28 protein-coding genes and 1 tRNA gene are annotated in these 24367 nt (G+C 67.8%); 16 read left to right on the forward strand and 13 right to left on the reverse strand.

Annotated elements, in window-relative coordinates; translation table 11 throughout:
* The first annotated feature begins 73 nt into the window (after window positions 1–73).
* Window positions 74–1081: a biotin synthase BioB gene (gene bioB, locus MGN01_RS02595; protein ID WP_147045019.1), complete on the forward strand. Its 1008-nt coding sequence runs from the start codon at window positions 74–76 to the stop codon at window positions 1079–1081.
* A 122-nt stretch (window positions 1082–1203) separates the two neighbouring features.
* Here bioB and MGN01_RS02600 read toward each other — a convergent pair whose 3' ends face one another.
* The 3 genes from MGN01_RS02600 to mnmA are packed head-to-tail and all read right to left on the reverse strand — an operon-like array spanning window position 1204 to window position 3884.
* Complete coding sequence (locus tag MGN01_RS02600) at window positions 1204–1995, reverse strand: TVP38/TMEM64 family protein (RefSeq protein WP_147045020.1); 792 nt, start codon at window positions 1993–1995, stop codon at window positions 1204–1206.
* 23 nt (window positions 1996–2018) lie between these two features.
* Complete coding sequence (locus MGN01_RS02605) at window positions 2019–2684, reverse strand: class I SAM-dependent methyltransferase (RefSeq protein ID WP_147045021.1); 666 nt, start codon at window positions 2682–2684, stop codon at window positions 2019–2021.
* Window positions 2685–2720: 36 nt separating this feature from the next.
* Window positions 2721–3884, reverse strand: coding sequence for a tRNA 2-thiouridine(34) synthase MnmA (gene mnmA / locus MGN01_RS02610; protein WP_147045268.1), 1164 nt, complete (start codon window positions 3882–3884; stop codon window positions 2721–2723).
* A gap of 298 nt (window positions 3885–4182) precedes the next feature.
* On the opposite strand from mnmA, the gene MGN01_RS02615 reads away from it, so the two are divergent.
* From MGN01_RS02615 to flbD, 8 genes are all read left to right on the forward strand, one after another.
* Window positions 4183–5469: a flagellar hook-length control protein FliK gene (locus MGN01_RS02615; protein WP_147045022.1), complete on the forward strand. Its 1287-nt coding sequence runs from the start codon at window positions 4183–4185 to the stop codon at window positions 5467–5469.
* Window positions 5470–5481: 12 nt separating this feature from the next.
* Window positions 5482–6153, forward strand: a complete 672-nt coding sequence (locus tag MGN01_RS02620) for a flagellar hook assembly protein FlgD (RefSeq protein WP_147045023.1) — start codon at window positions 5482–5484, stop codon at window positions 6151–6153.
* 118 nt (window positions 6154–6271) lie between these two features.
* The gene (gene sciP / locus MGN01_RS02625; protein WP_147045024.1) at window positions 6272–6547 is read left to right on the forward strand and encodes a CtrA inhibitor SciP; all 276 of its coding nucleotides are present in this window, start codon (window positions 6272–6274) and stop codon (window positions 6545–6547) included.
* Window positions 6548–6733: 186 nt separating this feature from the next.
* A complete protein-coding gene (gene fliF, locus MGN01_RS02630; RefSeq protein ID WP_147045269.1) occupies window positions 6734–8347 on the forward strand; it encodes a flagellar basal-body MS-ring/collar protein FliF in 1614 nt (537 codons plus the stop codon).
* A 39-nt stretch (window positions 8348–8386) separates the two neighbouring features.
* A complete protein-coding gene (gene fliG, locus MGN01_RS02635; protein ID WP_147045025.1) occupies window positions 8387–9436 on the forward strand; it encodes a flagellar motor switch protein FliG in 1050 nt (349 codons plus the stop codon).
* Window positions 9433–10029, forward strand: a complete 597-nt coding sequence (locus tag MGN01_RS02640) for a FliH/SctL family protein (RefSeq protein ID WP_147045026.1) — start codon at window positions 9433–9435, stop codon at window positions 10027–10029. The genes fliG and MGN01_RS02640 overlap by 4 nt, the downstream gene beginning before the upstream one ends.
* 12 nt (window positions 10030–10041) lie before the next feature.
* Window positions 10042–10389 carry a flagellar motor switch protein FliN gene (gene fliN / locus MGN01_RS02645; RefSeq protein ID WP_147045027.1) on the forward strand — a complete coding sequence of 116 codons (348 nt, stop codon included), beginning with the start codon at window positions 10042–10044 and terminating at the stop codon, window positions 10387–10389.
* A 48-nt stretch (window positions 10390–10437) separates the two neighbouring features.
* Window positions 10438–11802 carry a sigma-54-dependent transcriptional regulator FlbD gene (gene flbD / locus MGN01_RS02650; protein ID WP_147045028.1) on the forward strand — a complete coding sequence of 455 codons (1365 nt, stop codon included), beginning with the start codon at window positions 10438–10440 and terminating at the stop codon, window positions 11800–11802.
* Between the two features lie 7 nt (window positions 11803–11809).
* Here the strand turns inward: flbD and MGN01_RS02655 are convergent, their stop codons facing one another.
* Window positions 11810–12094 (reverse strand): hypothetical protein, encoded by a 285-nt coding sequence (locus MGN01_RS02655; RefSeq protein WP_147045029.1) that lies wholly within the window; start codon window positions 12092–12094, stop codon window positions 11810–11812.
* 78 nt (window positions 12095–12172) lie between these two features.
* Window positions 12173–13510, reverse strand: a complete 1338-nt coding sequence (locus tag MGN01_RS02660) for a KpsE/RkpR family capsule polysaccharide export protein (RefSeq protein WP_147045030.1) — start codon at window positions 13508–13510, stop codon at window positions 12173–12175.
* A 286-nt stretch (window positions 13511–13796) separates the two neighbouring features.
* On the opposite strand from MGN01_RS02660, the gene MGN01_RS02665 reads away from it, so the two are divergent.
* The 3 genes from MGN01_RS02665 to MGN01_RS02675 all read left to right on the forward strand — a co-directional run bounded on the left by MGN01_RS02665 (window position 13797) and on the right by MGN01_RS02675 (window position 16269).
* The gene (locus MGN01_RS02665; protein ID WP_174804547.1) at window positions 13797–14138 is read left to right on the forward strand and encodes a hypothetical protein; all 342 of its coding nucleotides are present in this window, start codon (window positions 13797–13799) and stop codon (window positions 14136–14138) included.
* Window positions 14139–14149: 11 nt separating this feature from the next.
* A complete protein-coding gene (locus tag MGN01_RS02670) occupies window positions 14150–15190 on the forward strand; it encodes a flippase-like domain-containing protein (RefSeq protein WP_147045270.1) in 1041 nt (346 codons plus the stop codon).
* Window positions 15191–15390: 200 nt separating this feature from the next.
* On the forward strand, window positions 15391–16269 hold the full coding sequence (locus MGN01_RS02675; protein WP_147045031.1) for an aldose 1-epimerase family protein: 879 nt from the start codon (window positions 15391–15393) through the stop codon (window positions 16267–16269).
* A gap of 11 nt (window positions 16270–16280) precedes the next feature.
* Here the strand turns inward: MGN01_RS02675 and MGN01_RS02680 are convergent, their stop codons facing one another.
* The 3 genes from MGN01_RS02680 to MGN01_RS02690 all read right to left on the reverse strand — a co-directional run bounded on the left by MGN01_RS02680 (window position 16281) and on the right by MGN01_RS02690 (window position 17459).
* On the reverse strand, window positions 16281–16808 hold the full coding sequence (locus MGN01_RS02680) for a hypothetical protein (RefSeq protein WP_147045032.1): 528 nt from the start codon (window positions 16806–16808) through the stop codon (window positions 16281–16283).
* A gap of 5 nt (window positions 16809–16813) precedes the next feature.
* Window positions 16814–17017: a TOBE domain-containing protein gene (locus MGN01_RS02685; RefSeq protein ID WP_238258029.1), complete on the reverse strand. Its 204-nt coding sequence runs from the start codon at window positions 17015–17017 to the stop codon at window positions 16814–16816.
* A gap of 88 nt (window positions 17018–17105) precedes the next feature.
* Window positions 17106–17459 carry a DUF2293 domain-containing protein gene (locus MGN01_RS02690; RefSeq protein WP_373319184.1) on the reverse strand — a complete coding sequence of 118 codons (354 nt, stop codon included), beginning with the start codon at window positions 17457–17459 and terminating at the stop codon, window positions 17106–17108.
* A 141-nt stretch (window positions 17460–17600) separates the two neighbouring features.
* Between MGN01_RS02690 and MGN01_RS02695 the strand changes: the two genes are divergently transcribed.
* Window positions 17601–17945 (forward strand): hypothetical protein, encoded by a 345-nt coding sequence (locus tag MGN01_RS02695; RefSeq protein ID WP_147045033.1) that lies wholly within the window; start codon window positions 17601–17603, stop codon window positions 17943–17945.
* 31 nt (window positions 17946–17976) lie between these two features.
* Window positions 17977–18945, forward strand: coding sequence for an ABC transporter ATP-binding protein (locus MGN01_RS02700; RefSeq protein ID WP_147045034.1), 969 nt, complete (start codon window positions 17977–17979; stop codon window positions 18943–18945).
* A gap of 9 nt (window positions 18946–18954) precedes the next feature.
* Here the strand turns inward: MGN01_RS02700 and MGN01_RS02705 are convergent, their stop codons facing one another.
* The 5 genes from MGN01_RS02705 to MGN01_RS02725 all read right to left on the reverse strand — a co-directional run bounded on the left by MGN01_RS02705 (window position 18955) and on the right by MGN01_RS02725 (window position 22489).
* Complete coding sequence (locus MGN01_RS02705) at window positions 18955–19398, reverse strand: NUDIX hydrolase (RefSeq protein WP_174804549.1); 444 nt, start codon at window positions 19396–19398, stop codon at window positions 18955–18957.
* Window positions 19399–19668: 270 nt separating this feature from the next.
* Window positions 19669–20145 (reverse strand): MarR family winged helix-turn-helix transcriptional regulator, encoded by a 477-nt coding sequence (locus MGN01_RS02710; protein ID WP_147045272.1) that lies wholly within the window; start codon window positions 20143–20145, stop codon window positions 19669–19671.
* Between the two features lie 248 nt (window positions 20146–20393).
* Window positions 20394–20561: a DUF3309 domain-containing protein gene (locus MGN01_RS02715; protein ID WP_147045036.1), complete on the reverse strand. Its 168-nt coding sequence runs from the start codon at window positions 20559–20561 to the stop codon at window positions 20394–20396.
* Window positions 20562–20757: 196 nt separating this feature from the next.
* Window positions 20758–20833, reverse strand: a tRNA-Lys gene (locus MGN01_RS02720).
* Window positions 20834–20932: 99 nt separating this feature from the next.
* Window positions 20933–22489, reverse strand: a complete 1557-nt coding sequence (locus tag MGN01_RS02725; RefSeq protein WP_147045037.1) for a 2-isopropylmalate synthase — start codon at window positions 22487–22489, stop codon at window positions 20933–20935.
* A gap of 470 nt (window positions 22490–22959) precedes the next feature.
* Here MGN01_RS02725 and MGN01_RS02730 point away from each other — a divergent pair, with 470 nt between their 5' ends.
* The gene (locus tag MGN01_RS02730; RefSeq protein WP_147045038.1) at window positions 22960–23310 is read left to right on the forward strand and encodes a hypothetical protein; all 351 of its coding nucleotides are present in this window, start codon (window positions 22960–22962) and stop codon (window positions 23308–23310) included.
* 82 nt (window positions 23311–23392) lie between these two features.
* Window positions 23393–24340 carry a TAXI family TRAP transporter solute-binding subunit gene (locus MGN01_RS02735; RefSeq protein WP_147045039.1) on the forward strand — a complete coding sequence of 316 codons (948 nt, stop codon included), beginning with the start codon at window positions 23393–23395 and terminating at the stop codon, window positions 24338–24340.
* Window positions 24341–24367: the final 27 nt, after the last annotated feature.

The raw sequence follows: 24367 nt of genomic DNA on the forward strand, positions 1-24367 counted from the left end.
GTCGGCAACCGAAGCTCGGCTGGTTGTAGCCACCCCGGCTTGATTTTCGGGCTGGGATTCGCCTGATGGGCGCATGACCGAGCCGACACCCCTTTCCCGCCTCGACACCAACGCGATCCGTCACGACTGGACGCTGGCCGAGGTACAGGCCATTCACGACCTGCCGCTGCTGGATCTCATCCATCGCGCCGGCACGGTGCATCGGGCGCATAACGACCCGGCCGACATCCAGCGCGCCGCGCTTCTCTCCATCAAGACCGGCGGTTGCCCAGAGGATTGCGCCTATTGTCCGCAATCGGCTCACCACAAGGAAGCCGGCATGACGCGCCAGCGCCTGATGCCGGTCGAGGCCGTTTTGCGCGAGGCTGCCGCGGCGAAGGCTCAAGGCGCGCACCGCTTCTGCATGGGTGCCGCATGGCGCCAGCCGAAGGACGGGCCGGAATTCGACCAGGTGCTCGACATGGTGCGCGGCGTGCGGGGCATGGGCATGGAGGCCTGCGTGACGCTGGGCATGCTCACCGCCTCACAGGCCGAGCGGCTCGCCGAGGCGGGGCTGACCTCCTACAACCACAACCTCGATACCGGCCCTGAATTCTACGGCGACATCATCTCGACGCGGACCTACGAGGACCGCCTGAAGACCCTCGACCACGTGCGGCAGGCCGGCATCGGCGTCTGCTGCGGCGGCATCGTCGGCATGGGCGAGCGGGTGCGCGACCGGGTCGAGATGCTGCAACTGCTGGCGAATCACGCGCCGCATCCCGAGAGTGTGCCGATCAATGCGCTGGTCGCTGTCGAGGGGACGCCGCTGGAGGATCGGCCGCCGGTTGATCCGCTCGACCTCGTGCGGATGTGTGCTACGGCCCGTATCGTGATGCCGAAGGCCCGCGTACGTCTCAGCGCCGGACGCAAAGGATTGACGCGCGAGGCGCAGATTCTGTGCTTCCTCGCCGGCGCCAACTCGATCTTCTACGGCGAGCGCCTGCTCACTACGGCCAACAACGAGGGCGACGAGGATGCGGCGCTGCTGCGTGACATCGGCGTCACCGTGCCGGAGATGACGCTCGCCGCCGCAGAGTAGGCAGCGGCCTCGGACGGCCGCAGCCGTCGCGTTCTTGCCGAGGCCTTGCGTATTGGGAACCGGCTAGGTCTCGCCTGTTCCGGTGATTCCTCCCGCCCTCCCGTCCGTCATCGGTCCGGAAGTCAGGCCTGCAGGCCTCTTCTGGCCAGCCACCGGCGCAAACCGACCGATAGCAGCGCGAACACCGCGAGCGCGACGAGGCCGGCGATCATGCCCGGCGTGACGAGGCCGCGCAGGTCGAGCGCGGCATCGCAGGCGGCATCGCCTCGGGCGAGGCAGGCGGTCTTGGCAGCCTCGTGCGCACCGACGATCTCCTCGAGCCCGGCCCCCGTGGCCGCGTAGACGAAGGCGCCCGGCGTCAGGCCGAGCAGCGTGGCGAGGATGAAGGTGCGCGGCCGGACGCCGAAGATGGCTGGCCCGAGATTGGTCATCCAGAACGGAAACAGGGGCAGCAGCCGCAGGAAGGCCACGTAACCGAAGGCATCGCGCCGAAAACCCTCGGCGAGCCGCCCGAGCCGGGAGCCGGCACGGCGCAGGAGCATATCGCGCGCCGCGTAGCGCCCGATCGAAAAGACGATCGCCGCCCCCGTGGTCGCCGAGGCGATCGCCGTCAGCGCACCGGTCACCGTGCCGAACAGGAAGCCGCAGATCATGCTCAGCACGAGGCTCGCGGGCACCGAGACAACCACGCAGGCGACGTAGACGGCCGCCGCTGCCGCGATCGCCCGCGGTCGATTGTCCGCGACGGCCTCATGCAGCCAGGCGCGTGAGGCCATCAACCTGTCCATGTCGAGCAGGTGCGCTCCACCTGAGACGAGGATCGCGAGCGAGATGCAGACGAGCAGGATGAGCGGCAGCCAGCGCAACCACGCCCTGCGCGGTGTCTCCGGGCGCGGCTCCTCGGCGCTGGTCATGGCGGTGCTGCGTGTGCTGTTGGCTAGCCTGCCTTCCGCATCCGCAGGATCTTGAAGAACCCGCCGGGGAAGGTTGGTGCGACGCCGATGAACTCGACGCTGTTGCGGCGCGCCCAGGCCTCGATCCGCGTCGACTTGAAATCGGATGACCAGCCGATCTTGGTGCAGAGCGGTGCAACGATTTCCTCGACCCGCGCCACCGGTCCATTGGTCTGCCCGAAATGATTGGCGAGGATGATGCCGCCGCCCGGCCGCACCACCCGCAGGAACTCGGAGAGCGCCGCCTCGGGGTCGGGCACCAGGGTGATCAGGAACTGCGCGACCACGGCGTCGAAGCAATTGTCGGCATAGCCGAGGCGGCAGACATCCATCACCTGAAGGCCGTGGACATGGGCGAGGCCGCGGCGGAGCACCTTGGCCCGGGCGCGCTTCAGCATGTCCTCGGACAGGTCGACGCCACAGACGAAGCTTCCCTTGGGATAGTAGCCGAGCGACAGGCCGGTGCCGACGCCGGCCTCCAGAATGCGGGGCCCATGCTCGACGGCTGCCTCGACGGCGGCACGGGCAGCAGGCTCGGTGAGCTTGTCGTAGATCACGTCGTAGACCGGCGCCCAGCGGGCATAGGCCTTGCGCATCAGGGCCGTGCTGGGTCCGGCCGTGTTCGCCTCGGGCACTCGCTCGCTCCGCATGTGGTCGATTGTCTCCGGAAGGATGCTTTTGGCGCGTCAGGCGGCCCGGGCGCCGGCATCGGCGGCCGCGTGCGACTGGACGCGGCGGATGGTGCCTCCGCCGAGGACGCGGGACCGCTCAGTGGTGTCGGCGTAGATCACGCAGGCCTGGCCGGGGGAGACGCCGTCCTCCGGCGTCGCCAGCACGACCTCGGCGCAGCCGGCCTCGGCGTTCCAGTCGAGATGCGCCGGCCGCGGCGGCCGCGTGGAACGGACGCGCACGGCGACTTCAGCGCCGCGAAGCTCCTGCAGCGGCTGCTCGCCGAGCCAGTTCACATCGTCCAGCCGGATGCGACTCGTCGCTAGCGCCTCGCGGGGGCCGACCACGACGCGGGCGGTCTCCGGCTCCAGCCGCACGACGTAGAGCGGCGCCGAGGCCGCGACGCCGAGGCCTCGGCGCTGACCGATGGTGTAATGGATGATGCCTTCATGACGACCGAGAGCGCGTCCTTCGAGATCGACGATCTCGCCAGGGCGGGTCGCATCCGGGCGCAGCTTGGCGATCACGTCGGCGTAGCGGCCCTGGGGCACGAAGCAGATGTCCTGGCTGTCGGCCTTCTCCGCGACAGACAGGCCGAAGTCGCGCGCGAGCCGGCGCGTCTTGTCCTTGCCCATCTCGCCGAGGGGGAAGCGCAGGAAGTCGAGCTGAGCGGACGTGGTCGCGTAGAGGAAATAGCTCTGGTCGCGGGCCGGATCGAGCGCACGGTAGAGGTCGCGCCCTCCCCCCGCCCGCGGGCGACTCGCGACGTAGTGACCCGTCGCCAGGGCGTCGGCACCGAGATCGTGGGCCATGCCCAGCAGATCACGGAACTTGACCGAGCGATTGCACTCGACACAGGGGATCGGCGTCTCGCCGGCGAGGTAGCTCTCGGCGAAGCGGTCGATCACCGCCTCGCGGAAGCGGTCCTCGTAATCGAGCACGTAATGCGGGATGCCCAACGCCTCGGCCACGCGGCGGGCATCGTTGATATCCTGCCCAGCGCAGCAGGCGCCCTTGCGATGGATCGCGGCGCCATGGTCGTAGAGCTGCAGCGTGACGCCGACGACCTCGTAGCCCTCGCGCTTCAGCAATCCGGCCACGACAGAGGAATCGACGCCGCCGGACATGGCGACGACAACGCGTGTCTCGTCGGGAGGCTTCGGAAGATCGAGCGAATTCATCACGGCAGCATACGGCCGGCCGAGCCGGATGCGGCTGGGTATAGCGGTCTGGATGCCGGGTTTCCAGCGATCCCGTGACGGCACAGAGACATAGCTGTCAAACGACGTGATGCGGCTTGCCCGCGCTGCGGCGGCCCGAGCGAGAACTGCCGCGCCGGGAAGAATCTGCCGGGCTGCGGCAATCTCATCCGAGCATGCCGACAAGTCGTTCATGCGAAGTCTATGAAAATCAATAGCTTATAAAATCTCTGGAATGGCTCGGCGCTTGCTGATGTCCCGGTGAAGGAGTGCGCGCCGGATGTCGCTGACGTTGAAGGATGTGGTGGAGAACCAGATGCGTCTGCGCGCATCAGGCCTGCGTCGGGACGCCGCCGATCCGCGCTCTGCAGGCCAGAGCGGACGCGAGCGTTTCGCTGTCGATGCATCCGAGCGGCCGGCTACTCAGACGCGGCACCCATCCGACCACGCTGATGCCACAAAGACGCGAGGCTCCCGGGCCGACCCGCCCGGGCGGCAGGACGATCCGGCGCGGGCCAAAAGCGGCACAGAGGCAAAGCCCGAGGCGAAGCAGGCCGATCGTCCCGATGCCCCGAGGAAGCCGACAGGACCCGGCCAACCTGGCAAAACGCAGGGCGCCGCTGATGCGCAGCGGGAGACCGCCGAAACATCGAAAGGTGAACTGACAGCCGAGGGTCTCGGAACGTCGGACGCGGCCGGCGGTGAACCTGCACCCGCTTCGGCGCCCGAGGCGAGCGCGTTGCCCGATACGTCCTCGATCATTGCCCTGTTCGTCTCTCCGCCTGCTGCCGCTCCCCCGCCGCCTCCCGCGACGACCCTTGGTGGTGGCGATGCGATGACCGAGGATGCATCCGAGATCGAGACCGATCAGGGCGCTACGAAGGGGGCAGCGACATCCGACCTCAAGCCCGGTGCGGCATCTAACGCTGCAGGCACGGCCAAGCCCGAATTTCAGGCGATGCTCGGCGACGCGGCCGCAGCGGCTCAGCCCGATGCAGCCCAGCAGGTTGCCGCACCGGCTGCCGATGCTGTTGCCGCTGCCGGGGCACCCGCGGCCTCATCTGCGCCGACAGAGGCCAAGGCCGCCGCGGCAGCGCATCAGCAGGCGGCCGCCACACCAGCCGCGGCTCCGGTGCCGCTCGGTGCCGTGCCGATGACGATTGGGCTGCGCGCGCTCGGTGAGTCGAATCGCTTCGAGATCCGGCTCGATCCGAAGGAACTCGGCCGCATCGACGTATCGATCGACATCGACAAACAGAGCGGCACCGTCGGTGCGCGCCTCGTCGTGGATCGGCCGGAGACGCTCGCGCTCCTCCAGCGAGATGCGTCGAGCCTCCAGCAGGCTCTGTCCCAGACCGGCCTCGACGCCAGCGCCGGTATCGCCCTCTCCCTGCGCGGCGACGGCACTGGGCAGGGCAACGGCAACGCCTTCGGCGCCAACGGCCAGCAACACGGTGCCAGCCAATCCGATCGCACCGGCCAGCAGGCCGGGACCGACCAGACCCCCATCGACCTCGTGCCGCTTCGCTCGCTCGCCGGGCTCGGTCGCGTCGACATCCGAATTTAAGGAGACACGCTCATGGCCTCAGGCATCTCCAACATTGCCAGTACAGCCTCGTCCTCCGCGGCGGCAGGGGCGAGCACCCAGGCGATCGCCGGCAACTTCCAGCAGTTCCTGACGCTGCTCACGACGCAGCTTCAGAATCAGAACCCGCTCGATCCGATGGATACCAACCAGTTCACGCAGCAGCTGGTGCAGTTCGCTGGCGTCGAGCAGCAGCTCAAGACCAACGACCGCCTCGATTCGATCCTCACCAACGCCAAGGCTTCCGCCTCGGCAACCGCCTCGAGCTTCATCGGCAAGACAATCACCGCGGACGGAACGAAATCTACGCTGTCGGACGGTGACGCGACCTGGACGCTAACGCCTGCCCGCGCGGCGACGAAGGCCACCATCACGATTAGCGACGCCAACGGCAACGTCGTCGCCACCCAGTCCACGACGCTCGCGGCAGGCCCCCAGTCCTACAGCTGGGACGGCCGTGGCTCGTCCGGATTCACCCAGGCCGACGGAACCTATTCCATCAAGGTCGACGCCTCGGACGCCACCGGTGCGACAGTCGCAGTCAGCACGTCCGTGACCGGTACTGTCGACAGCGTGGATCTCAGCGGAAGTGAACCCGTGCTCTCGGTCGGAACGGCGAAGTTGCCGCTGTCGAGCGTGAAAAACCTCTCTGCGGCAGGCGCTTAGGATGTTTTCCACATATTGTACGCAAATTCGAATCACATTCGAGCAGGCCGCTTCAACATATTTTAAGCGGGCGCAAGTAGCTTCCGTCTCGACAGGTCAGTCGAGTGTAGAGCGTAGCATGACCGAGACACCGCGCCCGAGAGTGAAGTACGTCATTGGGCCAGACGGGTCCCCGCTGACGATCGCGGACCTTCCCCCCGTTTCCACCCGTCGTTGGGTTATCCGCCGCAAGGCGGAGGTCGTGGCCGCCGTCCGCGGCGGGCTGCTGAGCCTCGAAGAGGCCTGCCAGCGCTACACCCTGACCACCGAAGAATTTCTGAGCTGGCAGTTCTCCATCGATCAGCACGGCCTTGCCGGCCTGCGCACCACGCGCATCCAGCACTACCGTCACTGAGGAACGGCCCTCGGGCCGCCGGAAGAGTCATTCTGCAAGGCTGAGCCGTGTCCGCACATGCGGGCGCGGCTCTTTCCGTTTCCGGGCCCGAGGAGAGCTTTCTTAACCACCCGCTAACCATGGACCCGGCAAATCTTGCCGAGCGGGCCGCGGGGCGCCGCGATCGCTTTCGTGGGCGTACGGTCGGTGAAGTCGGTCCTCGAACTGGTGACGAAGCTCGGACCGGCACGGCTCGCCGCCATGGCGGCGGTGACGCTGACCCTGATCGGCTTCTTCGCCTTCGTGATCCTGCGGATGTCGCGCCCGGATATGGGCGTGCTCTTCTCCGACCTGTCGATGCAGGATTCGGCCTCGGTGATCCGCGACCTCGATTCGCGCGGCATCGCCTACGAGACCAGGGGCGATGCCGGCCAGACCATCCTCGCACCGCGCCAGGATCTCGCACGCCTCCGCATGGACCTCGCCGGCAAGGGCCTGCCGCAGCAGGGCGGCGTCGGCTACGAGATCTTCGACAAGGGCGACGCCTTCTCGTCGACGAGCTTCGTCCAGAACGTCAACCACCTGCGCGCCCTCGAGGGCGAACTTGCCCGCTCGATTCGCGCCATTGGCCGCGTACAGGCGGCACGCGTCCATCTCGTCCTGCCCGAGCGCCGCCTGTTCGAGCGCGACCGCGAGGCCCCGAGCGCCGCGATCGTCCTGAAACTCGCGGGTGACCTCGATTCCTCCCAGGTGCGCGCGATCCGCCACCTCGCGGCCTCGTCCGTCGAGGGCCTGAAGCCGGAGCGTGTCTCGATCGTCGACGAGCGCGGCCGGCTGCTGGCCGACGGCGCGCGCGGCGCCGAGGCCGACGGTGCGGTGGGATACGAGGAGAAGCAGACCGGGATCGAGCGCCGACTGCGCTCGCAGATCGAGGAGATCGTCGCCGGCGTCGTCGGTCAGGGCCGCGCCCGCGTGCAGGTCTCAGCTGATCTCGACGTAAACCGCATCGAGAGCCGCTCGGAGACCTTCGACCCCGAGAGCCGCGTCGTGCGCTCCAGCCAGACTCGCAGCGAGAATTCGCTGACGGGCGGCAGCGAAGGACAGGTCACCGTCGGCAACGAACTTCCCGGGGCCAATCAGCCGGAGAAGCAGCCGAGCCAGAAGGACCAGAGCCAGAAGAACGAGGAGACCACGAATTACGAGATCTCCCGCGTCACCAAGACCGAAGTGGTTGAGGCCGGCCGTGTGAAGCGCCTGTCGGTCGCCGTGCTCGTCGATGGCGTCTACGTGCCCGGCGCAGACGGCAAGCCCACCTACCAGCCGCGTCCGGCCCAGGAGATTGACCGGATCACGGCGCTGGTGCGCACCGCTATCGGCTTCGACAAGGCGCGCGGCGATCAGGTCGAGGTGGTCAACCTGCGCTTCGCCGAGGCGCCGTCGAGCCCCGAATTCGTCGAGCCGTCGCTGATGCAGTCGCTGCTCACGCCGAGCAAGGAAGACGTGATGCGCTGGGTTGAGCTCGCGGTGCTCTCCGCGCTCACGGTGCTTGTCCTGATGGCCGTCGTCCGTCCGCTCGTGAAGCGCGTCCTCGAATCGGATGCCCCTGCAGCGATGCTCGCCGGTCCTGTCGCGGCCACGGCCGGCGGCCCCGAGATCGACGTGCCCGCGATCGCCGTCGAGAATCGCACTGCGACCTTTCTCGAACACGCCAAGCTGAACGGGAAGATCCAGGCCGAGACCGTCGAGCGCGTGGTCGACATGGTGCGGGCTAACCCGAACGAGACTGCCGAGGTTCTGCGCAACTGGATCCACGACAACTGAGATGAGCGCCTCCCTATCCCGTCCTGAGAGGAACCCGTCATGGCTGCCGGCCTGAGCCTCGCTACCCTGAATTCCGATTCCGGCGCTGGCTTCGATCAGCTCACGGGCGCGCAGCGCGCCGCGACGCTCCTGCTGCTGCTCGGCGAGGCCGAGGGCGCCGCGATCTGGCGCCTGCTCGACGAGGAGGAGGTCAAGAAGGTCTCGCACGCGATGGTGCAGCTCGGCTCGCTCGAGGCCGAGACTATCGAGCGGCTGATCGTCGACTTCGTGTCGCGGCTGCCATCCGGTGGCGGCATCACCTCGAACTACGAGCGAACCGAGTCCCTGCTGCTCAAGATCTTCCCGGCCGAGCAGGTCACGTCGATCATGGCCGAGATCAAGGGCGCCTCGGCCAAGCGCGTCTGGGGCAGCCTGACCCAGATCGACCCCGACATCCTCGCCGCCTTCCTGCGCAACGAGTACCCGCAGACCGTCGCCGTCGTGCTCTCGAAGGTTCGGCCCGATTACGCGGCGCGCGTGCTCACCATCCTGCCGGAAGAGTTCGCCATCGATGTGCTCAACCGCATGCTGCGGATGGAGACGGTGCAGAAGGAGGCCCTGCGCCACATCGAAGAGACTTTGCGCGTCGAGTTCGTCTCGACCATCGCCCAGAGCACGCGCCGCGACGCGCACGAGCTCATGGCCGACGTCTTCAACGCCTTCGACCGACAGACCGAGACGCGATTCCTTGCCGCCCTCGACCAGGGCAACCGCGGGTCGGCCAAGCGGATCCGCGAACTCATGTTCACCTTCGAGGATCTGCTCAAGCTCGATCCGGGCTCGGTGCAGACGCTGATGCGCAGGGTCGACAATGACACGCTCTGCCGCGCGCTCAAGGGCGCCGACGAGCGCGTGCGCGGCTTCTTCATGGCCCAGATGTCGACCCGTGCCGCGAAGAACCTCACCGACGAGATGGAATCGATGGGTCCGATCCGCCTCAAGGAGGTGGATGAGGCACAGGCCAAGATGACCGAACTCGCCAAGGAGCTCGCCGAGAAGGGTGAGATCATGATCGCCAAGAACGGTGGCGAAGAGGAGCTGGTCTATTGAACTCGCGCCCGTTCCTGTTCGACACGGACTTCCGGCGGCCGAACGCTCAGGGCGCCGCGCGCGAGGCTGCGGCGGTCGCAGATGCCGAGGCGCGGGCCTATGCCCGCGGGCTGGAAGAGGGCCGCGCCCAGGCTCACGCCCAGGCCCAGGCCCGGCTCTCCGACGCGCTGAACCGCCTCGCCCTCGCCGCCTCCGGATTGCTTTCCCAGTCCGATGCCCGCGATGCCGAGCGCGAGGACCAGGCGATCACCTTTGCCACGGCGCTGGCCCGCAAGCTCGCGGGCGATGCTCTCGCCGCGAGCCCTCTCGCTGCCGTCGAGGAGGCGGCACGCTCTGCCCTCCAGCACGTGCGCGGCGTCCCGCACCTCGTCGTGCGCGTGAACGACGCCATCGTCGATGAGGCGGAAACCTTGATGAAGCGGCTCGCCCGCGAGCGCGGCTTCGAGGGCCGCCTCGTGGTGCTCGGCGAGCCGGAGCTTCCAGAGGGTGACGCGCGCATCGAATGGGCCGACGGCGGCATCGTCCGCGAGCGCGCACGGGTCGAAGCCGCGGCGCTCGACGCCGCGGGCATTCTCACATCACGGTTCGGTTGAGGCACCTCCATCATGGCTGGCGACGATTTCCACCTGCCGCAGCTCGGAGAGCTGGATCAATCCTTCGACGGAGCCGGCCCGGAATCCGTGCTCGACGCGCCCACGACGCCGAAGACCGCCTCGGATCTCGAACAGGTCTTCGACGTGCCGGTCGTCGTCTCCGCGGTGCTCGGCTCCTCGCGCATGCCGATCGGTGATCTGCTCCGCCTCGAGCCCGGCGCCGTGCTGGAGCTCGACCGCAAGGTCGGCGAGGCCATCGACATCTTCGTGAACAACCGCCTCGTCGCACGCGGCGAGGTCGTCCTCGTCGAGGAGCGCCTCGGCGTCACCATGACCGAGATCATCAAGAACGATCACTGACACGGCGCCGGGCCGCGAGGCCTGCTGCGCGAACCGAAAGTCTGAATCATGCGGCTCCTCATCGTCGGACGGCTCTCGGGAGAGCTCGTCACCGCCTCGAAGATCGCCATGAACCGCGGCGCCGCGGTGACCCACGCGGACGGCATCGAGCAGGGCCTCGCGGTGCTGCGTGCACGCGGCGGCGACCTGGTGATGATCGAGGTCAGCCTCGATATCCGTCGCTTCGTCACTGCGCTGGCCGAGGAGCGCATCCGCACCCCGGTGGTCGCCTGCGGCATCACCTCGGATGCGAAGGCGGCGGTCGCCGCGATCCAGGCCGGCGCGAAGGAGTACATTCCGCTCCCGCCCGATCCGGAAATGATCGCAGCGGTGCTCGAGGCCGTTGCCGCCGATGGCCGCAGCTTCGTCTGGCGCGATCCGTCCATGGAGCGCGTCGTCAAGCTCGCTGAGCAGATCGCCCGCTCGGACGCCTCCGTGCTGATCACCGGCGAAAGCGGCACTGGCAAGGAGGTGCTCGCCCGCCACGTCCACGCGCGCTCGAACCGGGCGAGCAAGCCGTTCGTCTCCGTGAACTGCGCCGCGATACCCGAGGCGTTGCTTGAATCCGAGCTGTTCGGCCACGAGAAGGGCGCCTTCACCGGCGCTGTCGCTCGCCGTATCGGCCGCTTCGAGGAGGCCAATGGCGGCACGCTGCTGCTCGACGAGATCTCGGAAATGGATGTGCGCCTGCAGTCCAAGCTGCTGCGCGCGCTTCAGGAGCGTGTCATCGACCGCGTCGGCGGCTCGGCCCCCGTGAAGGTCGACATCCGCGTGCTCGCCACGTCGAACCGGCAGCTCGCCGAAGAGGTCAAGAAGGGCACGTTTCGCGAAGATCTCTATTATCGGCTCAACGTCGTCCATCTGCGCATCCCGGCGCTCCGCGAGCGCCCGGCTGACATCATGGAACTCGCCGGGCACTTCGCGAAGAAATACGCCGAGGCCAACGGCCTGCCGGTCCGTCCGCTCTCGCGCGAGGCGACGGCGCTCGTCACGAAGAGCCCCTGGCGCGGCAACGTGCGCGAGCTGGAGAACACGATCCACCGTGCCGTCCTGCTCGCCTCCGGTGCGGAGATCGGTGAGGACGCGGTCCTTACGCCGGAGGGCGATGCGATCGGCGCCGTCGTCGGACCGGCCGAACGGGCGGCTCAGGTCGCCGAGGCCGCGACGCGCGGGCTCGTGGGCCGCACGGTTGCCGACGTGGAGCGCGACCTGATCCTCGACACGCTGGACCATTGCCTCGGCAATCGCACGCATGCAGCCAAGATCCTCGGCATCTCGATCCGCACCCTGCGCAACAAGCTCAACGAGTACGTCTCGGCCGGGATCGGCGTGGCCGAGCCGGGCAGCGTGCGCGCTGCTGCCGCCTACGGCTAAGGTGGGATCAGCGGTGGCGCCCGGATCGCGCTTCGGCCTCTGCGTCCTGCCGGGCGGCCACCTCGGCCAGCTTCTTCAGCGTGAGGTGCCGGACGATATCGATCTCGATGTCGCGGATCGTCTCCTCGACGAGATGCCGCTGCAGGCTGCGCCGTGGGTCGCGCGGATCGAGGTTCTCACGTTCCTGCAGACGTAGAACGGCCTGGCGCACGACGTTGTAGACGGCATCGCGCTCTTCCCGACTCATCGACGGGTTGACTGCACGTGCGACGAGATCTGTGAAATCCGACATGAGGCCTGTGACGGCAGAAGTCCCTCGCGAGCCTCTACCAGAGGAGCTCGCCCGCGATCCAGCGGTCGGCGGGCGTGATCAGATCCGCTGGTCCTTGACGCCGCTGATCAGCAGCGATGCGGAGCTCCACAGGGCGAAGCAGCAGAAGAACGTGATCAGGAGTGCGTGTCCCCGCTCGGGGTAGATCGAGGAGGCCGGGATCGTCGGCGGCACGAAGGTCGCCAGATAGACCTGCTGCTTGCTCGCGGCGATGCGTGCCCGGTCCAGCATCAGGTTCAGAGACTCGTTCAGCTTCTCGGCGATGGTCTGTTCGACCTTCAGCCCCTCGAATTCGAGGAGCGCCTGCGTGATGTTGTTCGGTGCGCCTGCAGCGAGCCCCTCGTTGGTGAGCTGACTCCTCAACCGCTTGATCTGGCCATCGACCGCCGCGACCGTCGCGACGAGCGTCTGGATGCCGCGAGAATTCTCATCGAGCCGCGAGCCGCGCAGCACCTGCAGGTCGTTCTCGGCCTTCAGCTTGTCCTTCTGCAAGTCGGCGATCGTCTTCAGCGTCGCCTCGGCCGACTTGACCGGGTCGATGATGCCCCAGGTGTTCCGGAAGTTCTGCAGAGCGGCCCGGGCCTTCTTCAGCCGGTCCTCCGAGGCTTGGACGTCCCGCTCTGCATGGGCGACGAGGTCGGCCTGGGCGCGGCGGGAGATGTCGTTGACGAGACGTTCGGAGCGGTCGATGACCAGCTTGGAGATCGCCAGCGCATCCTCCGGTGTGAAGGCACGCACGGTCACGGTGATCACGCCCGACACCATCTCGATATGGGCGTTGACGTGCTGGAGCCAGTACTTGGCCAGCTCCTCCATGGGCTGCCCGCTGCGGTAGCGCGCCCAGAAATCGGCCTCGCGGCGCGAGAACATCCCCGAGACGTTCAGCTCTTTCTGCGCCATTTCCGCCATGGCCCGGCTCTGCACGAAGTCGCGGACGATGAAGCTGTCCTGACTGTTGTGCTTGCCGATGAGGCCGGCGAACTCGCCGCCGCCGGTGGCCTCGCCCATCGGCTCGACATTACCGCGCACGGCGAACTTGGCCTCGGCGACGTATTGGTCGGATGCAAAGACGAACAGGTAGACTGCCATGAGCGCCGTCGGCAGCAGCACGAAGGCCGCCACGCGCTTGGCGAGAACCACCTGAAGCTTCTCTTCGGGCTTGGGCGGACTCGGGCGAATTCCCGGCAGACGCTGCCAGTCGAGCTTCTCCCGGGCGCGGCGCAGCAGGGCTACGGCGCCCTTTGGCTTGAGCGGTTCCAGCGTCTCGATGTTGCGGCGCAGCTCCGGGACGGAGTTGCGGGCCAAATCCATCAGGCCTTGCAGACCATTGCTCGGCCTCGTCTTGGCCTCGCGGTCCTTGACCTCGTCGGCGTTCATTCAATCGGGTCCCTGCGGAGCCATCGGCGGGTACGAGCCGTCACGCCCCGGATACGAAAGCCCTACCACGGTCGATGAGCCGGATCGCTCTCGCCTCTTAGGCAGGTCTCGTTTTTTTCGGCCCTTTTTGTGGCGCATGCGGCACTGGCGCAGCACCGAGGCAGTGGTGCCGGAACGGCGCTTCCGCGATACGGGGTGGTGACGACATCACCGCGCCCGCGCGGCGCGAGGGGGGCCCCGCTTGGGCAAGAAGGCAGTTCAGGGCGCGATGCCTGCGACCGGAACGATGATGCGGACAGCCAAGGTCGATTTCGATGGCATCGTCGTGGTCTGTGCGAAATGCGCCAAGCGCCAGGGCTTCGCCAAGCGTGATTTCGGCCGCTCGCTGAAGAAGGCATTCAGGCGCGAGGTCCGCGGCCGCAAGATCAAGGTCGTGGAAACGGGCTGCTTCGGCCCCTGTCCGAAGCGGCTGATCGCCGTCGCGACCCAGCCTTCCATGGGCCGCAAGCGTGTGATGCTGATCGATCCCGCGCTGCCTGCACCGGACGTCCAAGGATTGCTTCCCGATCTCGGCCTCGATGCTGCGGCGAGCCCACCGGCGGTGAATGTCGGGAGTGGCAAACGGTGAGCGCGCGTGTCATGGCCGGTCCCGGGCGGGCGCTGCTGCGCCGGCTGCCGCTTGCCGGTACCGTGCTCGGTATCGGACTGGCGCTCTGGCTGATCTCCACGAACGATGTCGCCGCGATCGGTGCAGCATTTGGTCGGATCGGCTTCCTCGGCCTGGCGGCCGTCGTCCTGGTGCGCGTGGCGGTGATCCTCCTGTGCGGTCTGGCCTGGGCGCGCGTCCTCCAGGGGGTCGTCACTGTCGGAAGCGCGCCCTTCGTCATTCTTCGCTTCGTCCGCGAGGGCATCAACGTCCTGCTGCCGGTGGCATCCGTCGGCGGGGAGTTCGTGGGAGGGCGGCTTCTGACGTTCTGGGGCGTCACCGGCACCCTGGCCGCCGCATCGGTCCTCGCCGACATGCTGATCCAGGTGGCCACCGAGATGACCTTCGTCGTCATGGGCGTCTTGCTGCTGCAAAAGCTCGAGGGTGAGCAGGCGGCGTCTCTCGCGGGTTGGACGCTCGAAGTCCTCGCAGTGGCCGCGGTTCTGCTCGCGGCATTCTTCGCCCTGCAGCGATCCGGGGCGGCCCGGCGCATCGAGCGGCGCGTCGTCTCGTGGGGGCGGCAGGTCTCCGCTGCTCCGGCGAGCGATGGATGTGCCGAACCGGGCGTTCAGGCGGCCTTGGATGCGGTCTGGGCGCGCGGCCGACGGCTCGATCTCGCCAAGGCCTTTCTGCTGCATCTCGCGGCCTGGTGCCTCGGCGCTGCCGAGATCTGGATCGCGCTGGCCTGCATCGGCATCGAGATCAGTGTCTCCGACGTGATCGTGCTGGAATCGCTCTCCCAGGCGATCAAGTCCGCGGCTTTCCCGGTGCCGAGCGGGCTCGGCGTTCAGGAGGGCGGCTTCGTGCTGATCGGCGCCCTGTTCGGGATCGATGCGGGGACCGCCATCGCCCTGTCGCTGGTGAAGCGCGTGCCCGATGTGGTTCTCGGCCTGCCGTCCCTGATCGCCTGGCAGGTCCTGGAAGCCCGACGCGCGACGGTTCTGCCGCCCACTCCGATCGCAGGTCCTCGATAGGGAAGCCGTATCGCGGGCCAGGGGCTGCGTTTCCGGGTCGTCAGCCGGGCCATATCCCGATGCGCTCGCCTACCAGGGTGGTGATCGGTTATGCATCATTACCGGGTTTGGGACTCTGCTCCGCTGTCGATCCTGTGCGGGCGTAGGCCTCGACGGAACAGGCCGAACCCGTCGCGTGGCGTCGAAGGGAGGGCGCAGACATGAGCGAGACCATCGAGATCCGGGCCGCGGACGGCACGAGCGCCCGCATCGCACTGCGCGGCGCCGAGCCGGTCTCCTGGCAGGTCGGCGGCCGCGAATACCTCTGGAGCGGCGATCCCGAGCACTGGAACCGGCATGCGCCGTGGCTCTTCCCGGTGGTCGGAGCCTCGGCCGGCGGTGTCGTGCGTGTCGATGGCCAGACCTATCCGATGGCGCAGCACGGCTTCGCCCGTGACCTCACCTTTGCCGTCGTCACGCAGTCCGAGGATGCGGTGACCCTGCGGCTGGAGGACAGCGACGAGACCCGCGCCCACTATCCCTTCGCCTTCCGCCTGGACATCGACGTGCGGGTCGATGCTGCGCGGCTGCTCTTCGTGGTGAAGGTGGAGAATACCGGCGAAGCGCCCCTGCCCTACGCGGTCGGCTTCCACCCCGCGTTCCCCTGGCCCTTCGCCGAAGGCGAGCGCCGGGCCGGTGGCGGCTATCACGTGGTGTTCGACGAGGCCGAGGTGCCGGACGTTCCGGAGATCGCCGAGGGCGGCCTCATCGCGGCCGAGACGCGGGCCGTGCCGCTGACCGACAACACGCTGCCGCTCGATCCCGAGATGTTCAAGGAAGCGCTGGTGTTCCTCGATGCGAAGAGCCGTTCGATGCGCTTCGTCGGCCCGGACGACAAAGCGATCGCCATGGCCGTCGAGGATTTCCCGCATTTTGCCATCTGGACGAAGCCGACGGCCCCGTTCCTGTCGCTCGAATGCTGGACCGGGCACGCCGACCGTGCCGGCTTCGAGGGCGAGCTCGCCGAGCGCGACTCGCAGCGCCTGCTCGCACCCGGCGCCCAAGCCCTGCACGGGGTCGGCCTCAGCCTCCAGGGCTGAAGCCGATCAGGCTACTTCTCGACGGGCGTCACTGCGATGCGGACCGTCTCGGCTGGCGCGTTGCTGACGCTGACGACGAGCGGCTTGGCATCGACCTTGAAACGCACGCTCTTGCGGAGCGTGGCGCAACCCTTGCGCCCGCTATGGGCGCCGGGCTTGAGCACGGCACCCCCCTCCGGCGCCACGTCGATCCAACCCTCGCCCGACAACGTCACCTGAACCTCTCCCGGAGCGGCGGGTGCGGGGACGCGGACATAGCCGGCAAAACTGCCGGGCTTCGGCTCGCGACTAGGCGCCTGCGGCAGGTCCGCCTCGGCGGCAGGCTTCAGCGTGAGCAGCACCGCCGGCCGGTCGGCCGGCAGGGTCGCCCCGGAGGCCGCCGTCGGCAGGTCGGGCGCGGAGAACCAGGCCAGTTCGCGCGCCAGCGGCCAGTCGAAGCTGGCGCAGACATCTGCCTCGGGCTTGGCCGGTTCGTCCGCCGCGGCGGCACCGCCGGCGAGGGCGATCAGAACGAGAAGGGCCGAGGCAGACGCGCGCACGGCGTTCAGTCCACGGCGATCATGACGTCGGAACTCTTGACCACCGCGTAGGCCTCGGCCCCGATGGTGAGCTTGAGGCTGTCCACCGATGCGTTGGTGATCGACGAGGTGATGACCTGGCCTGGGGCGACCTCGATCTTCACATGCGCGGTGGTGGCGCCCTTCTCGATCGAGACGATCTTGCCCTTGAGGACGTTGCGCGCGCTGATCTACATGACAGGTCCGTTCCTTCGATGCCCGACGGCTGCGAATGGCTGGCGCCGTTCTGATCCGTCTTCAGCACGCGATCAAGCGGTCTCACGGCGCGGCCTCCTCCTCCGCCTCGGGGTCATCCGAGACCGTCCGTCGGCAGCCCCACTCGGAGAGCACAGCGTTCAGATCGTCGAGGACGAAATGGCGTGCGCTGTCGCGATCGTAGCCGTCGTCGAGAAGCGAATCGTACTCAGTGAAGACGTGGCGGGCATAGGCGACGAGGGCGAGCCAGGCGGCCGTTTCCGGGATGGCGCCGCGCAGACCGGGGCTCGACAAGGCCCGTTCGAGAGCGGCCTCGGCCTCGAAGCCTGGAAGACGCGGCGCGAGCCGAGCCAGGGCTTCGGCGATAGCCTCCCGCCGGTTTCGCGGCAGCGCGGACATGTGCCGTGTCGAACTCATTGCACAACAATCCCTTCCGGTCGCGGCCAAGCGGCGGCTTACGCTTGCGACCCGGCGACGCCGATGTCACTGTCGTCGAACCCTGGGGCTGGCGTTGCAGATCCTGGCGCCGCCGCGCCCTTCTCTTGGAACCATGATGCCATGCGCCGCTCTCTCGCAGCATCCCCACTCATCCTTGCCGCCGCGCTGACGGTTCTCAGTCTTGGCTCCCCGGCCTCTGCGCAAGGCACGCCGTCGGAGGCTCCGTCAGGTTCCCCGTCGACCGGCGCGGTCGTGCCGCCCGCTCCGAGTGCGGGCCGCAACGTTTCGGCGACCGGCCGCGTGATGCCGCCGGCGAGCGGTCGTCGACCCGCAGCCGATGGCGGCTCGGGCGAGTCGTCCGTTGGAGCCGACATGCTGAAGGCGCAGAAGGCCGCCGCCGCGCGCGAGAAGGCCTGGGATTCGAAGATGCGCCGGACCATGGGCTCGATCTGCTCGGGCTGCTGACAGCGTTCGACGCCTGCTCGCGCCGCGCGCCATGATCCGGTTCGAGGGCGTTTCCAAGCGTTTCGCAGGCGCCGAGCGGCCAGCCGTCGATGGTCTCGACCTCACCGTCCCGGAGGGATCGACCTGCATCCTGCTCGGGCCATCCGGCTGCGGCAAGTCGACGACGCTGCGCATGGTCAACCGGCTCGTCGAACCGGATGCGGGCCGGGTGCTCGTGAACGGTCGGGACGTGGCGGAAGTCGATCCGGTGCAGCTGCGCCGCGGTATCGGCTACGTTCTGCAGGGGGTCGGACTGTTTCCCCACCGCAGCGTGGCCCGGAACGTGGCCACGGTGCCGGCGCTCCTGGGCTGGCCGCGGCGACGGATCGACGAGCGCGTCGACGCCATGCTCGCCGTCGTCGGCCTCGATCCCGGCGAGTATCGCGACAGGCGTCCGGACACCCTCTCGGGCGGGCAGCGCCAGCGTGTCGGCGTGGCGCGGGCCCTGGCTGCCGATCCACCCATCCTGCTGATGGATGAGCCGTTCGGTGCCGTCGACCCGGTGGCGCGGGGCCGGCTCCAGAGCGAGATCGGCGCGATCCTGCGGCAGCTCGGCAAGACGGTGATGATCGTCACGCACGACCTCTCCGAAGCGCTGCTGATGGGTGACCGGATCGTGCTGATGCGCGACGGCGCGAGCGTTCAAGCCGACACGCCGGAGCGATTTCTGGCGAAACCGGCCAATGCCTTCGCGTCGGATTTCATCGGCGCCGACCGGATCCTGCGCCGCCTCTCCCTCGTCGCTGCAAGCGAAGTCGCGTCACCGGGGGAGGCACCCCGCGCGGCCCGCATCGATTGTGAGGCCTCCCTCGCGGATGCGCTCGCCCTGATGCTCGCCTCCGGCACCGACCGACTCGCCTTCGACGACGTCGGTCCGTCGCGTGTGGTCACGCTCGACGCCGTGAGGGGGGCGGTTCGGGAGGACGGGCCGCTCGAAATGGCGAGGGCGCTGGAGAACTGAGCGGACGGGTCAGCCGGCGGTGCCCGCCTCGCGCTTGCATGCCGCTCGGATGATGCCCGACAGCCCGGCCTCTGCAACGGCTTCGGCGGCATCGGCGGGTGAGAACCATTGCCCCTCGCGCTGACCCTTTTCGGGCCAGGCCTTGAGCTGTTTGCGTACCTCCAGCGGAAACACTTTCACTTGGCAGAGCACGGAATCGCGGCTCTTCAAGCGCTTGTCGTAGAAGTAGAAGCCCAGCGGACGCTTGCCGATACGGCCGACGAGCCCCGCCTCTTCGTAGGCCTCGCGGGCAGCCGCCTCATAGGGCTTGCGCCCCTTCATCGGCCAGCCCTTCGGGATCACCCAGCGGCGGCTCTCGCGAGAGGTGATCAGGAAGATCGAGAAGCTGCCATCGGGCATCCGCCGGAAGGGGAGAGCACCGACCTGGCGGCGTGGCTCGGAAACCGACTCCATGGGGACCAAACTCACGCCAAGGATCCGACCGGCCGGTACCAGCGCTGTGCGGGCATGGATCGCGTCGGCTGTCGTGAGTTCAAGGCCATGAACTCAGTATCCAGGGCCGGCACGAGCGCTCAAGCAGAAATTTACCTGGCAAAACATTTTCGGGTGCCTCGTTCCGAATACGAAGGCCGTCCCGTGACGCGTTCACGACGATGTGCGCTACGCCCCGAGATTCATGCGGGCAAACCGCGATGGCACGGCCCGATCCAACGTCGGACCGCCTCAGGGAACGATGCTGAGATTCTCGATCAGCGCATTGAGATCGGCACGCATGGCCTGGATCTCCGGTTCGGTCATGTGAAGTTGGCACATCACGGACTGCCGCACCGCGAGCGCCTCTTCGCGCAACGCCCGCCCGCTCGCGGTCACGGAAACCTCCACCTCGCGCTCATCCGTACGCCGTCGGCTGCGGACGACGAACCCGGCCGTCTCCAGACGCTTGAGCACCGGAGTCAAAGTACCTGAGTCGAGTCTGAGCCGCCGGCCGATCTCCGAGACCGTCACGCCGTCGGTTTCCCAGAGCACCAGCAGCACGAGGTATTGCGGATAGGTCAGTCCCATCCGCTCCAGCATCGGACGGTACGACTTCGTCATGCGGTGCGCGGCGGCGTAGAGCGCGTAGCAGAGCTGATTGTCGAGGAGCAGCGGATCGCGAAGCTCCCCGTTCGGCTCGGTCTGCTCGGTCGGCGCGTGAAGCATACTCACCATCTCGCTGGGTCCCCTGCCCCGGGCCATCCGTGCCGACGGTGCGCGCGCCGATCCCTCAGTATGCTCGCCGTGACGCGGGCATGCCACGATAGAGGAAGGAAACCCCTGAGATCCATGCACAAATCTCCTGGGGAATTTTGATATTCCCGCATGACCGACCTGTCGATGCCTCGCGCCGTCCCCTTGCTGCGCGACGCCGATCGACGGGATCGTGGGGCGATCGGGGCTGCCCGCGCCGGCTATGCTCCCGCGCCCTGAAGCGCTCGCACGATCAGGATCACCAACAGCACGGTCAGAAGCAATCCGACGATGTTGCCTGGTCCGCGATAGGCGCCGCCGAAGCCGAAATTGCCTCCTCCGAATGCGATCAGGATCAGAATGATCAGGAGGATTTCGAGAAGGCCCATTGTGACGCTCCGTTCTATGTCGGAGAGGCAACGGCGTTCATGGCAAGACGGTTTCGCGTCGCCTCGAGGAGCCTGCGCGCTGACGCCGGCAAATCGCGAGATGCCGGGCTTGAGCAGGGGAGAGGAGCCGCGGTGAGGCAGCCTGCACCAATGCCGAAACCGGCATCAGGACCATGATTGAATGTATGGGAATGATTGGTGGGCGCACTAGGGTTCGAACCTAGGACCCGCTGATTAAGAGTCAGCTGCTCTACCAACTGAGCTATGCGCCCGTCGCCGAAACGACGACGCGGGAGTCACCAGTCCCCCGCGAGTGGAGGGCTGATAGCAATGCCATCAGGGGCTGTCTACCCCTGACGGCCGAGTTTTCTTCAGACCGTTGCGGCGTGCTGTGCGTGCAGCCGTACGGACGTGGCCGAGAGCTTGTTCAGCGCCGAGAGATAGGCCTTCGCGGAAGCGACTAAAGTGTCCGGATCGGCACCGCGTGCGGTCATCGAGCGCTCGCCGGCCTTGAGGCGTACGGAGACCTCCGCCTGGGCGTCCGTGCCCTCGGTGACGGCGTGAACCTGGTAGAGCTCGAGCATGGCGTCGTGCGGCACCATGGCCTTGATGCAGTTGAAGACCGCATCCACCGGACCGTTGCCGTCCGCTTCCTCCGTGAAGGTGCGGCCGTCCATGTCGATCTTCATGGTGGCACGCTGAGGTCCGCGGGTGCCGGCGATCACTGAGAGTGAGAGCAGCTTGATGCGGTCATGGGCCGTGGCGAGGTTCTCATCGACCAGCGCCTCGATGTCCTCGTCGTAGACGTGCTTCTTGCGGTCGGCGAGGTCCTTGAAGCGCTCGAACACGTCCTGCAGCTGGTTGTCGGACAGCGACAGTCCCAACTCCGTCAGCTTGGCGCGGAAGGCGGCGCGGCCGGAATGCTTGCCCATCACCAGCGAGGTCTTGGTCAGCCCGACGGAGGCTGGCGTCATGATCTCGTAGGTGTTGGCGTGCTTCAGCATGCCGTCCTGGTGGATGCCGCTCTCATGCGCGAAGGCATTCCGGCCGACGATCGCCTTGTTGTACTGCACCGGGAAGTTCGTCGCATGGCTGACGAGCTTCGAGGCGCGGGTGAGCATCGTCGAGTCGATGCCGGTATCGTAGGGCAGCACGTCACCGCGGGTGCGCAGGGCCATCACGACCTCTTCGAGCGCCGCGTTGCCGGCCCGCTCGCCGATGCCGTTGATGGTGCACTCGATCTGGCGCGCGCCGCCCTCGACGCCCGCCAGTGAGTTGGCGACGGCCAGGCCGATATCGTCGTGGCAATGGGTCGAGAAGATCGCCTTGTCGGCATTCGGCACGCGCTCACGCACCTGCCGGAACATGTCCCGGTATTCCTCGGGCGTGGCGTAGCCGACGGTGTCGGGCAGGTTGATCGTGGTGGCACCCATGCGGATCGCCGCCTCAACGCAACGGCACAGGTAGTCGATACCGGTGCGGGTCGCGTCCATGGCCGACCACTCGACGTCCTCGACGAGGTCGCGGGCCTGGGCGACGGTTTTCAGGATGATCTCAACGACCTCGTCCTCGCTCTTGCGCATCTGGTGCGCGAGGTGAATCGGCGAGGTCGAGACGAAAGTGTGGATGCGGCCGCGCTGAGCATGCCGCACGGCTTCGCCGGCCCGCGCGATATCGGCCGGGATGGCGCGGGCGAGGCCGGCGACGGTCGCGCGCTTGGTGCGCTTGGCGATCTCGCTGACGGCTTCGAAGTCGCCGTTCGAGGCGATGGGGAAGCCGGCCTCGATGATGTCGACGCCCATCGTGTCGAGCAGCTCGGCCACCGCGAGCTTCTCGTCGAGATTCATCGTGGCGCCGGGGCATTGCTCGCCGTCGCGCAGCGTCGTGTCGAAGATGACGACGCGATCCTTGTCCGTGGTGCTGGTCATGGTCGTTGCTACCTTCTCGCGGTGCAGGTCCCCATCAGCGGGGAAGGCACCGAAACCCGGGATCCGTTTTCCGAAGCGCGTCCCCTGAAGGCCCAGGCGGCCACGCCCGGGCGGCCCTCAGGGGCGGGTAAGGAGAAGGCCTGCAAGAAGGAGCTGGGCGCGCACGTTCGCCGCCGCGGAAGCGGCGTTCGAGATCGTCAGCGCTGAGCCGGCGAAAGCCACGGCTCGTCTCTCCTCGACTGGGGCAACCCGGCATGTTGCCGATCCCTGAGCGCCGTATCTAACTTTGCCGTCGGAGCCTGACAAGCGTGCGGTTTTCGACAGGTGATGCGCACTGGCCGCACCTGCCGGGAAACGGAGGGTTTGCGGCAACCGTCCGCAGCCGCCGCGATTGACCGGCCCGGGCCGACGGCTCAGCTTCCTCGTTCGAAAGTGCCCCCCACGTCCTCGCAGTTCCGGAGACGTCTGCTATGTCGATCCGCCCTACGGGTCTCGCCCTCGCCGCTCTCATCGCCGTCAGCTCCCTGGGAGCCTGCAACAGCGTCTCCAGCGTCCCCGGTCCGACGGCTGCGGCTGCCCTGCCCGCCGAGCCCGCGGCGGCACCCGTCGCCGATCTGGCCAAGGGCAGCGGTTGTGGCCCGACCATCGCGCATACGCGGGCGATCGTGGACAGCGACATCGCCACCGAGAACCTGAACGCCTCTGTCGGCAAGCGCTTCGCCGCCGATCTCGACGGTGCAGCGGCGGCCTGCGCGGCCGGACGCAGTGCCGAGGGGCTGCGCCTGCTCGCGGCGGCCAAGTCCCGCTACGGATACCGGTAGCACCGTCATCCCTTTCCCAAAGCTGCGCGCTAGATGATCGCCCGCCGGACGACGCAACGTCGTCCGTGAAGGCGGATGATTGATGCTGAAATGCTTGTCGCTCGCAGCGCTGTCGGTACTGGCGACCCTCGCGGCCGCCCATGCGGAGCCAGCGGTTCGCGTCGACCTCGGCACGGCCACGCCGGGCGGCGGTTTCCCGGCCTATGGCGAGGCGCTGGCAGCCGCCGTACACGAGGCTGATCCCGCCCTCACGATCGAGCTGCGCACGACGAAGGGCTCGACGGAAAACCTCGTCCTGCTGAGGGAGGGCAAGCTCGATCTCGCCCTCGTCCAGGGCGAGTACGCCTATGACGCGCTTGCCGCGCAGGGCAACGCGCCGGGGCTCACGGTGGTCGCGCCCGTCGATACGACGCCCGGCATGTTCGTCGTGCCGGCCGCGAGCGCGATCCACGCCGTCTCCGACCTCCGCGGCAAAGCCGTCGCGCTGGGCACGCACAGCTCGGGCCTCACCGTCATGGCGCGAGCCGTCCTGAAGGGCTCGGGCATCGATCCCGAGCACGACATCACGCCGATCCTGCTCGACCGCGCCGGCGACGGGCCGACGATGGTCATCGAGGGCAAGGCGGCGGCCCTCTGGGGCGGCAGCGTCGGCTGGCCGGGCTTCAAGACGATGGCCGCGGCGCCAGGCGGTGCGCGGTTCTTCGGCCCGGCACCCGAGGCCGTGGCCTCTATCCTGGCGCTGCGGCCCTCACTGCGCCGCCTGACCGTTCCGGCCAACGCGTTCAAGGGGCAGGAGGCGGCGATCGAGACCGTCGGCTCCTGGAGCTTCACGATGGGCAAGCCGGGCCTCGACCCGGCCGTGGTCTCGCGGCTCGTCCGCGCGATCGACAAGGGCAAGGCGAAGCTGGCGCAGCTCTACGCCCAGGGAGGCGAGAGCGACCCGCGCAACCTGCCGGGCGCGACCAAGGTGGAGTGGCTGCATCCGGCAACCGTCGACTATCTCAGGGAGATCGGTGCCTTGCCGCGCTGAGGCAGGGCTCCCGAGGTAACGACCGCG

Origin of the sequence: Methylobacterium gnaphalii (genome assembly GCF_007992215.1) — a bacterium.
Classification (GTDB): Bacteria; Pseudomonadota; Alphaproteobacteria; order Rhizobiales; family Beijerinckiaceae; genus Methylobacterium; species Methylobacterium gnaphalii.

Coding starts and splice junctions, on each gene's coding strand:
- bioB (WP_147045019.1), top strand. CDS start 74: ATGACCGAGCCGACACCCCTTTCCCGCCTCGACACCAACGCGATCCGT.
- MGN01_RS02600 (WP_147045020.1), bottom strand. CDS start 1,995: ATGACCAGCGCCGAGGAGCCGCGCCCGGAGACACCGCGCAGGGCGTGG.
- MGN01_RS02605 (WP_147045021.1), bottom strand. CDS start 2,684: ATGCGGAGCGAGCGAGTGCCCGAGGCGAACACGGCCGGACCCAGCACG.
- mnmA (WP_147045268.1), bottom strand. CDS start 3,884: ATGAATTCGCTCGATCTTCCGAAGCCTCCCGACGAGACACGCGTTGTC.
- MGN01_RS02615 (WP_147045022.1), top strand. CDS start 4,183: ATGTCGCTGACGTTGAAGGATGTGGTGGAGAACCAGATGCGTCTGCGC.
- MGN01_RS02620 (WP_147045023.1), top strand. CDS start 5,482: ATGGCCTCAGGCATCTCCAACATTGCCAGTACAGCCTCGTCCTCCGCG.
- sciP (WP_147045024.1), top strand. CDS start 6,272: ATGACCGAGACACCGCGCCCGAGAGTGAAGTACGTCATTGGGCCAGAC.
- fliG (WP_147045025.1), top strand. CDS start 8,387: ATGGCTGCCGGCCTGAGCCTCGCTACCCTGAATTCCGATTCCGGCGCT.
- fliN (WP_147045027.1), top strand. CDS start 10,042: ATGGCTGGCGACGATTTCCACCTGCCGCAGCTCGGAGAGCTGGATCAA.
- flbD (WP_147045028.1), top strand. CDS start 10,438: ATGCGGCTCCTCATCGTCGGACGGCTCTCGGGAGAGCTCGTCACCGCC.
- MGN01_RS02655 (WP_147045029.1), bottom strand. CDS start 12,094: ATGTCGGATTTCACAGATCTCGTCGCACGTGCAGTCAACCCGTCGATG.
- MGN01_RS02660 (WP_147045030.1), bottom strand. CDS start 13,510: ATGAACGCCGACGAGGTCAAGGACCGCGAGGCCAAGACGAGGCCGAGC.
- MGN01_RS02665 (WP_174804547.1), top strand. CDS start 13,797: ATGATGCGGACAGCCAAGGTCGATTTCGATGGCATCGTCGTGGTCTGT.
- MGN01_RS02670 (WP_147045270.1), top strand. CDS start 14,150: ATGGCCGGTCCCGGGCGGGCGCTGCTGCGCCGGCTGCCGCTTGCCGGT.
- MGN01_RS02675 (WP_147045031.1), top strand. CDS start 15,391: ATGAGCGAGACCATCGAGATCCGGGCCGCGGACGGCACGAGCGCCCGC.
- MGN01_RS02690 (WP_373319184.1), bottom strand. CDS start 17,459: ATGAGTTCGACACGGCACATGTCCGCGCTGCCGCGAAACCGGCGGGAG.
- MGN01_RS02695 (WP_147045033.1), top strand. CDS start 17,601: ATGCGCCGCTCTCTCGCAGCATCCCCACTCATCCTTGCCGCCGCGCTG.
- MGN01_RS02700 (WP_147045034.1), top strand. CDS start 17,977: ATGATCCGGTTCGAGGGCGTTTCCAAGCGTTTCGCAGGCGCCGAGCGG.
- MGN01_RS02705 (WP_174804549.1), bottom strand. CDS start 19,398: ATGGAGTCGGTTTCCGAGCCACGCCGCCAGGTCGGTGCTCTCCCCTTC.
- MGN01_RS02710 (WP_147045272.1), bottom strand. CDS start 20,145: ATGCTTCACGCGCCGACCGAGCAGACCGAGCCGAACGGGGAGCTTCGC.
- MGN01_RS02715 (WP_147045036.1), bottom strand. CDS start 20,561: ATGGGCCTTCTCGAAATCCTCCTGATCATTCTGATCCTGATCGCATTC.
- MGN01_RS02725 (WP_147045037.1), bottom strand. CDS start 22,489: ATGACCAGCACCACGGACAAGGATCGCGTCGTCATCTTCGACACGACG.
- MGN01_RS02730 (WP_147045038.1), top strand. CDS start 22,960: ATGTCGATCCGCCCTACGGGTCTCGCCCTCGCCGCTCTCATCGCCGTC.
- MGN01_RS02735 (WP_147045039.1), top strand. CDS start 23,393: ATGCTGAAATGCTTGTCGCTCGCAGCGCTGTCGGTACTGGCGACCCTC.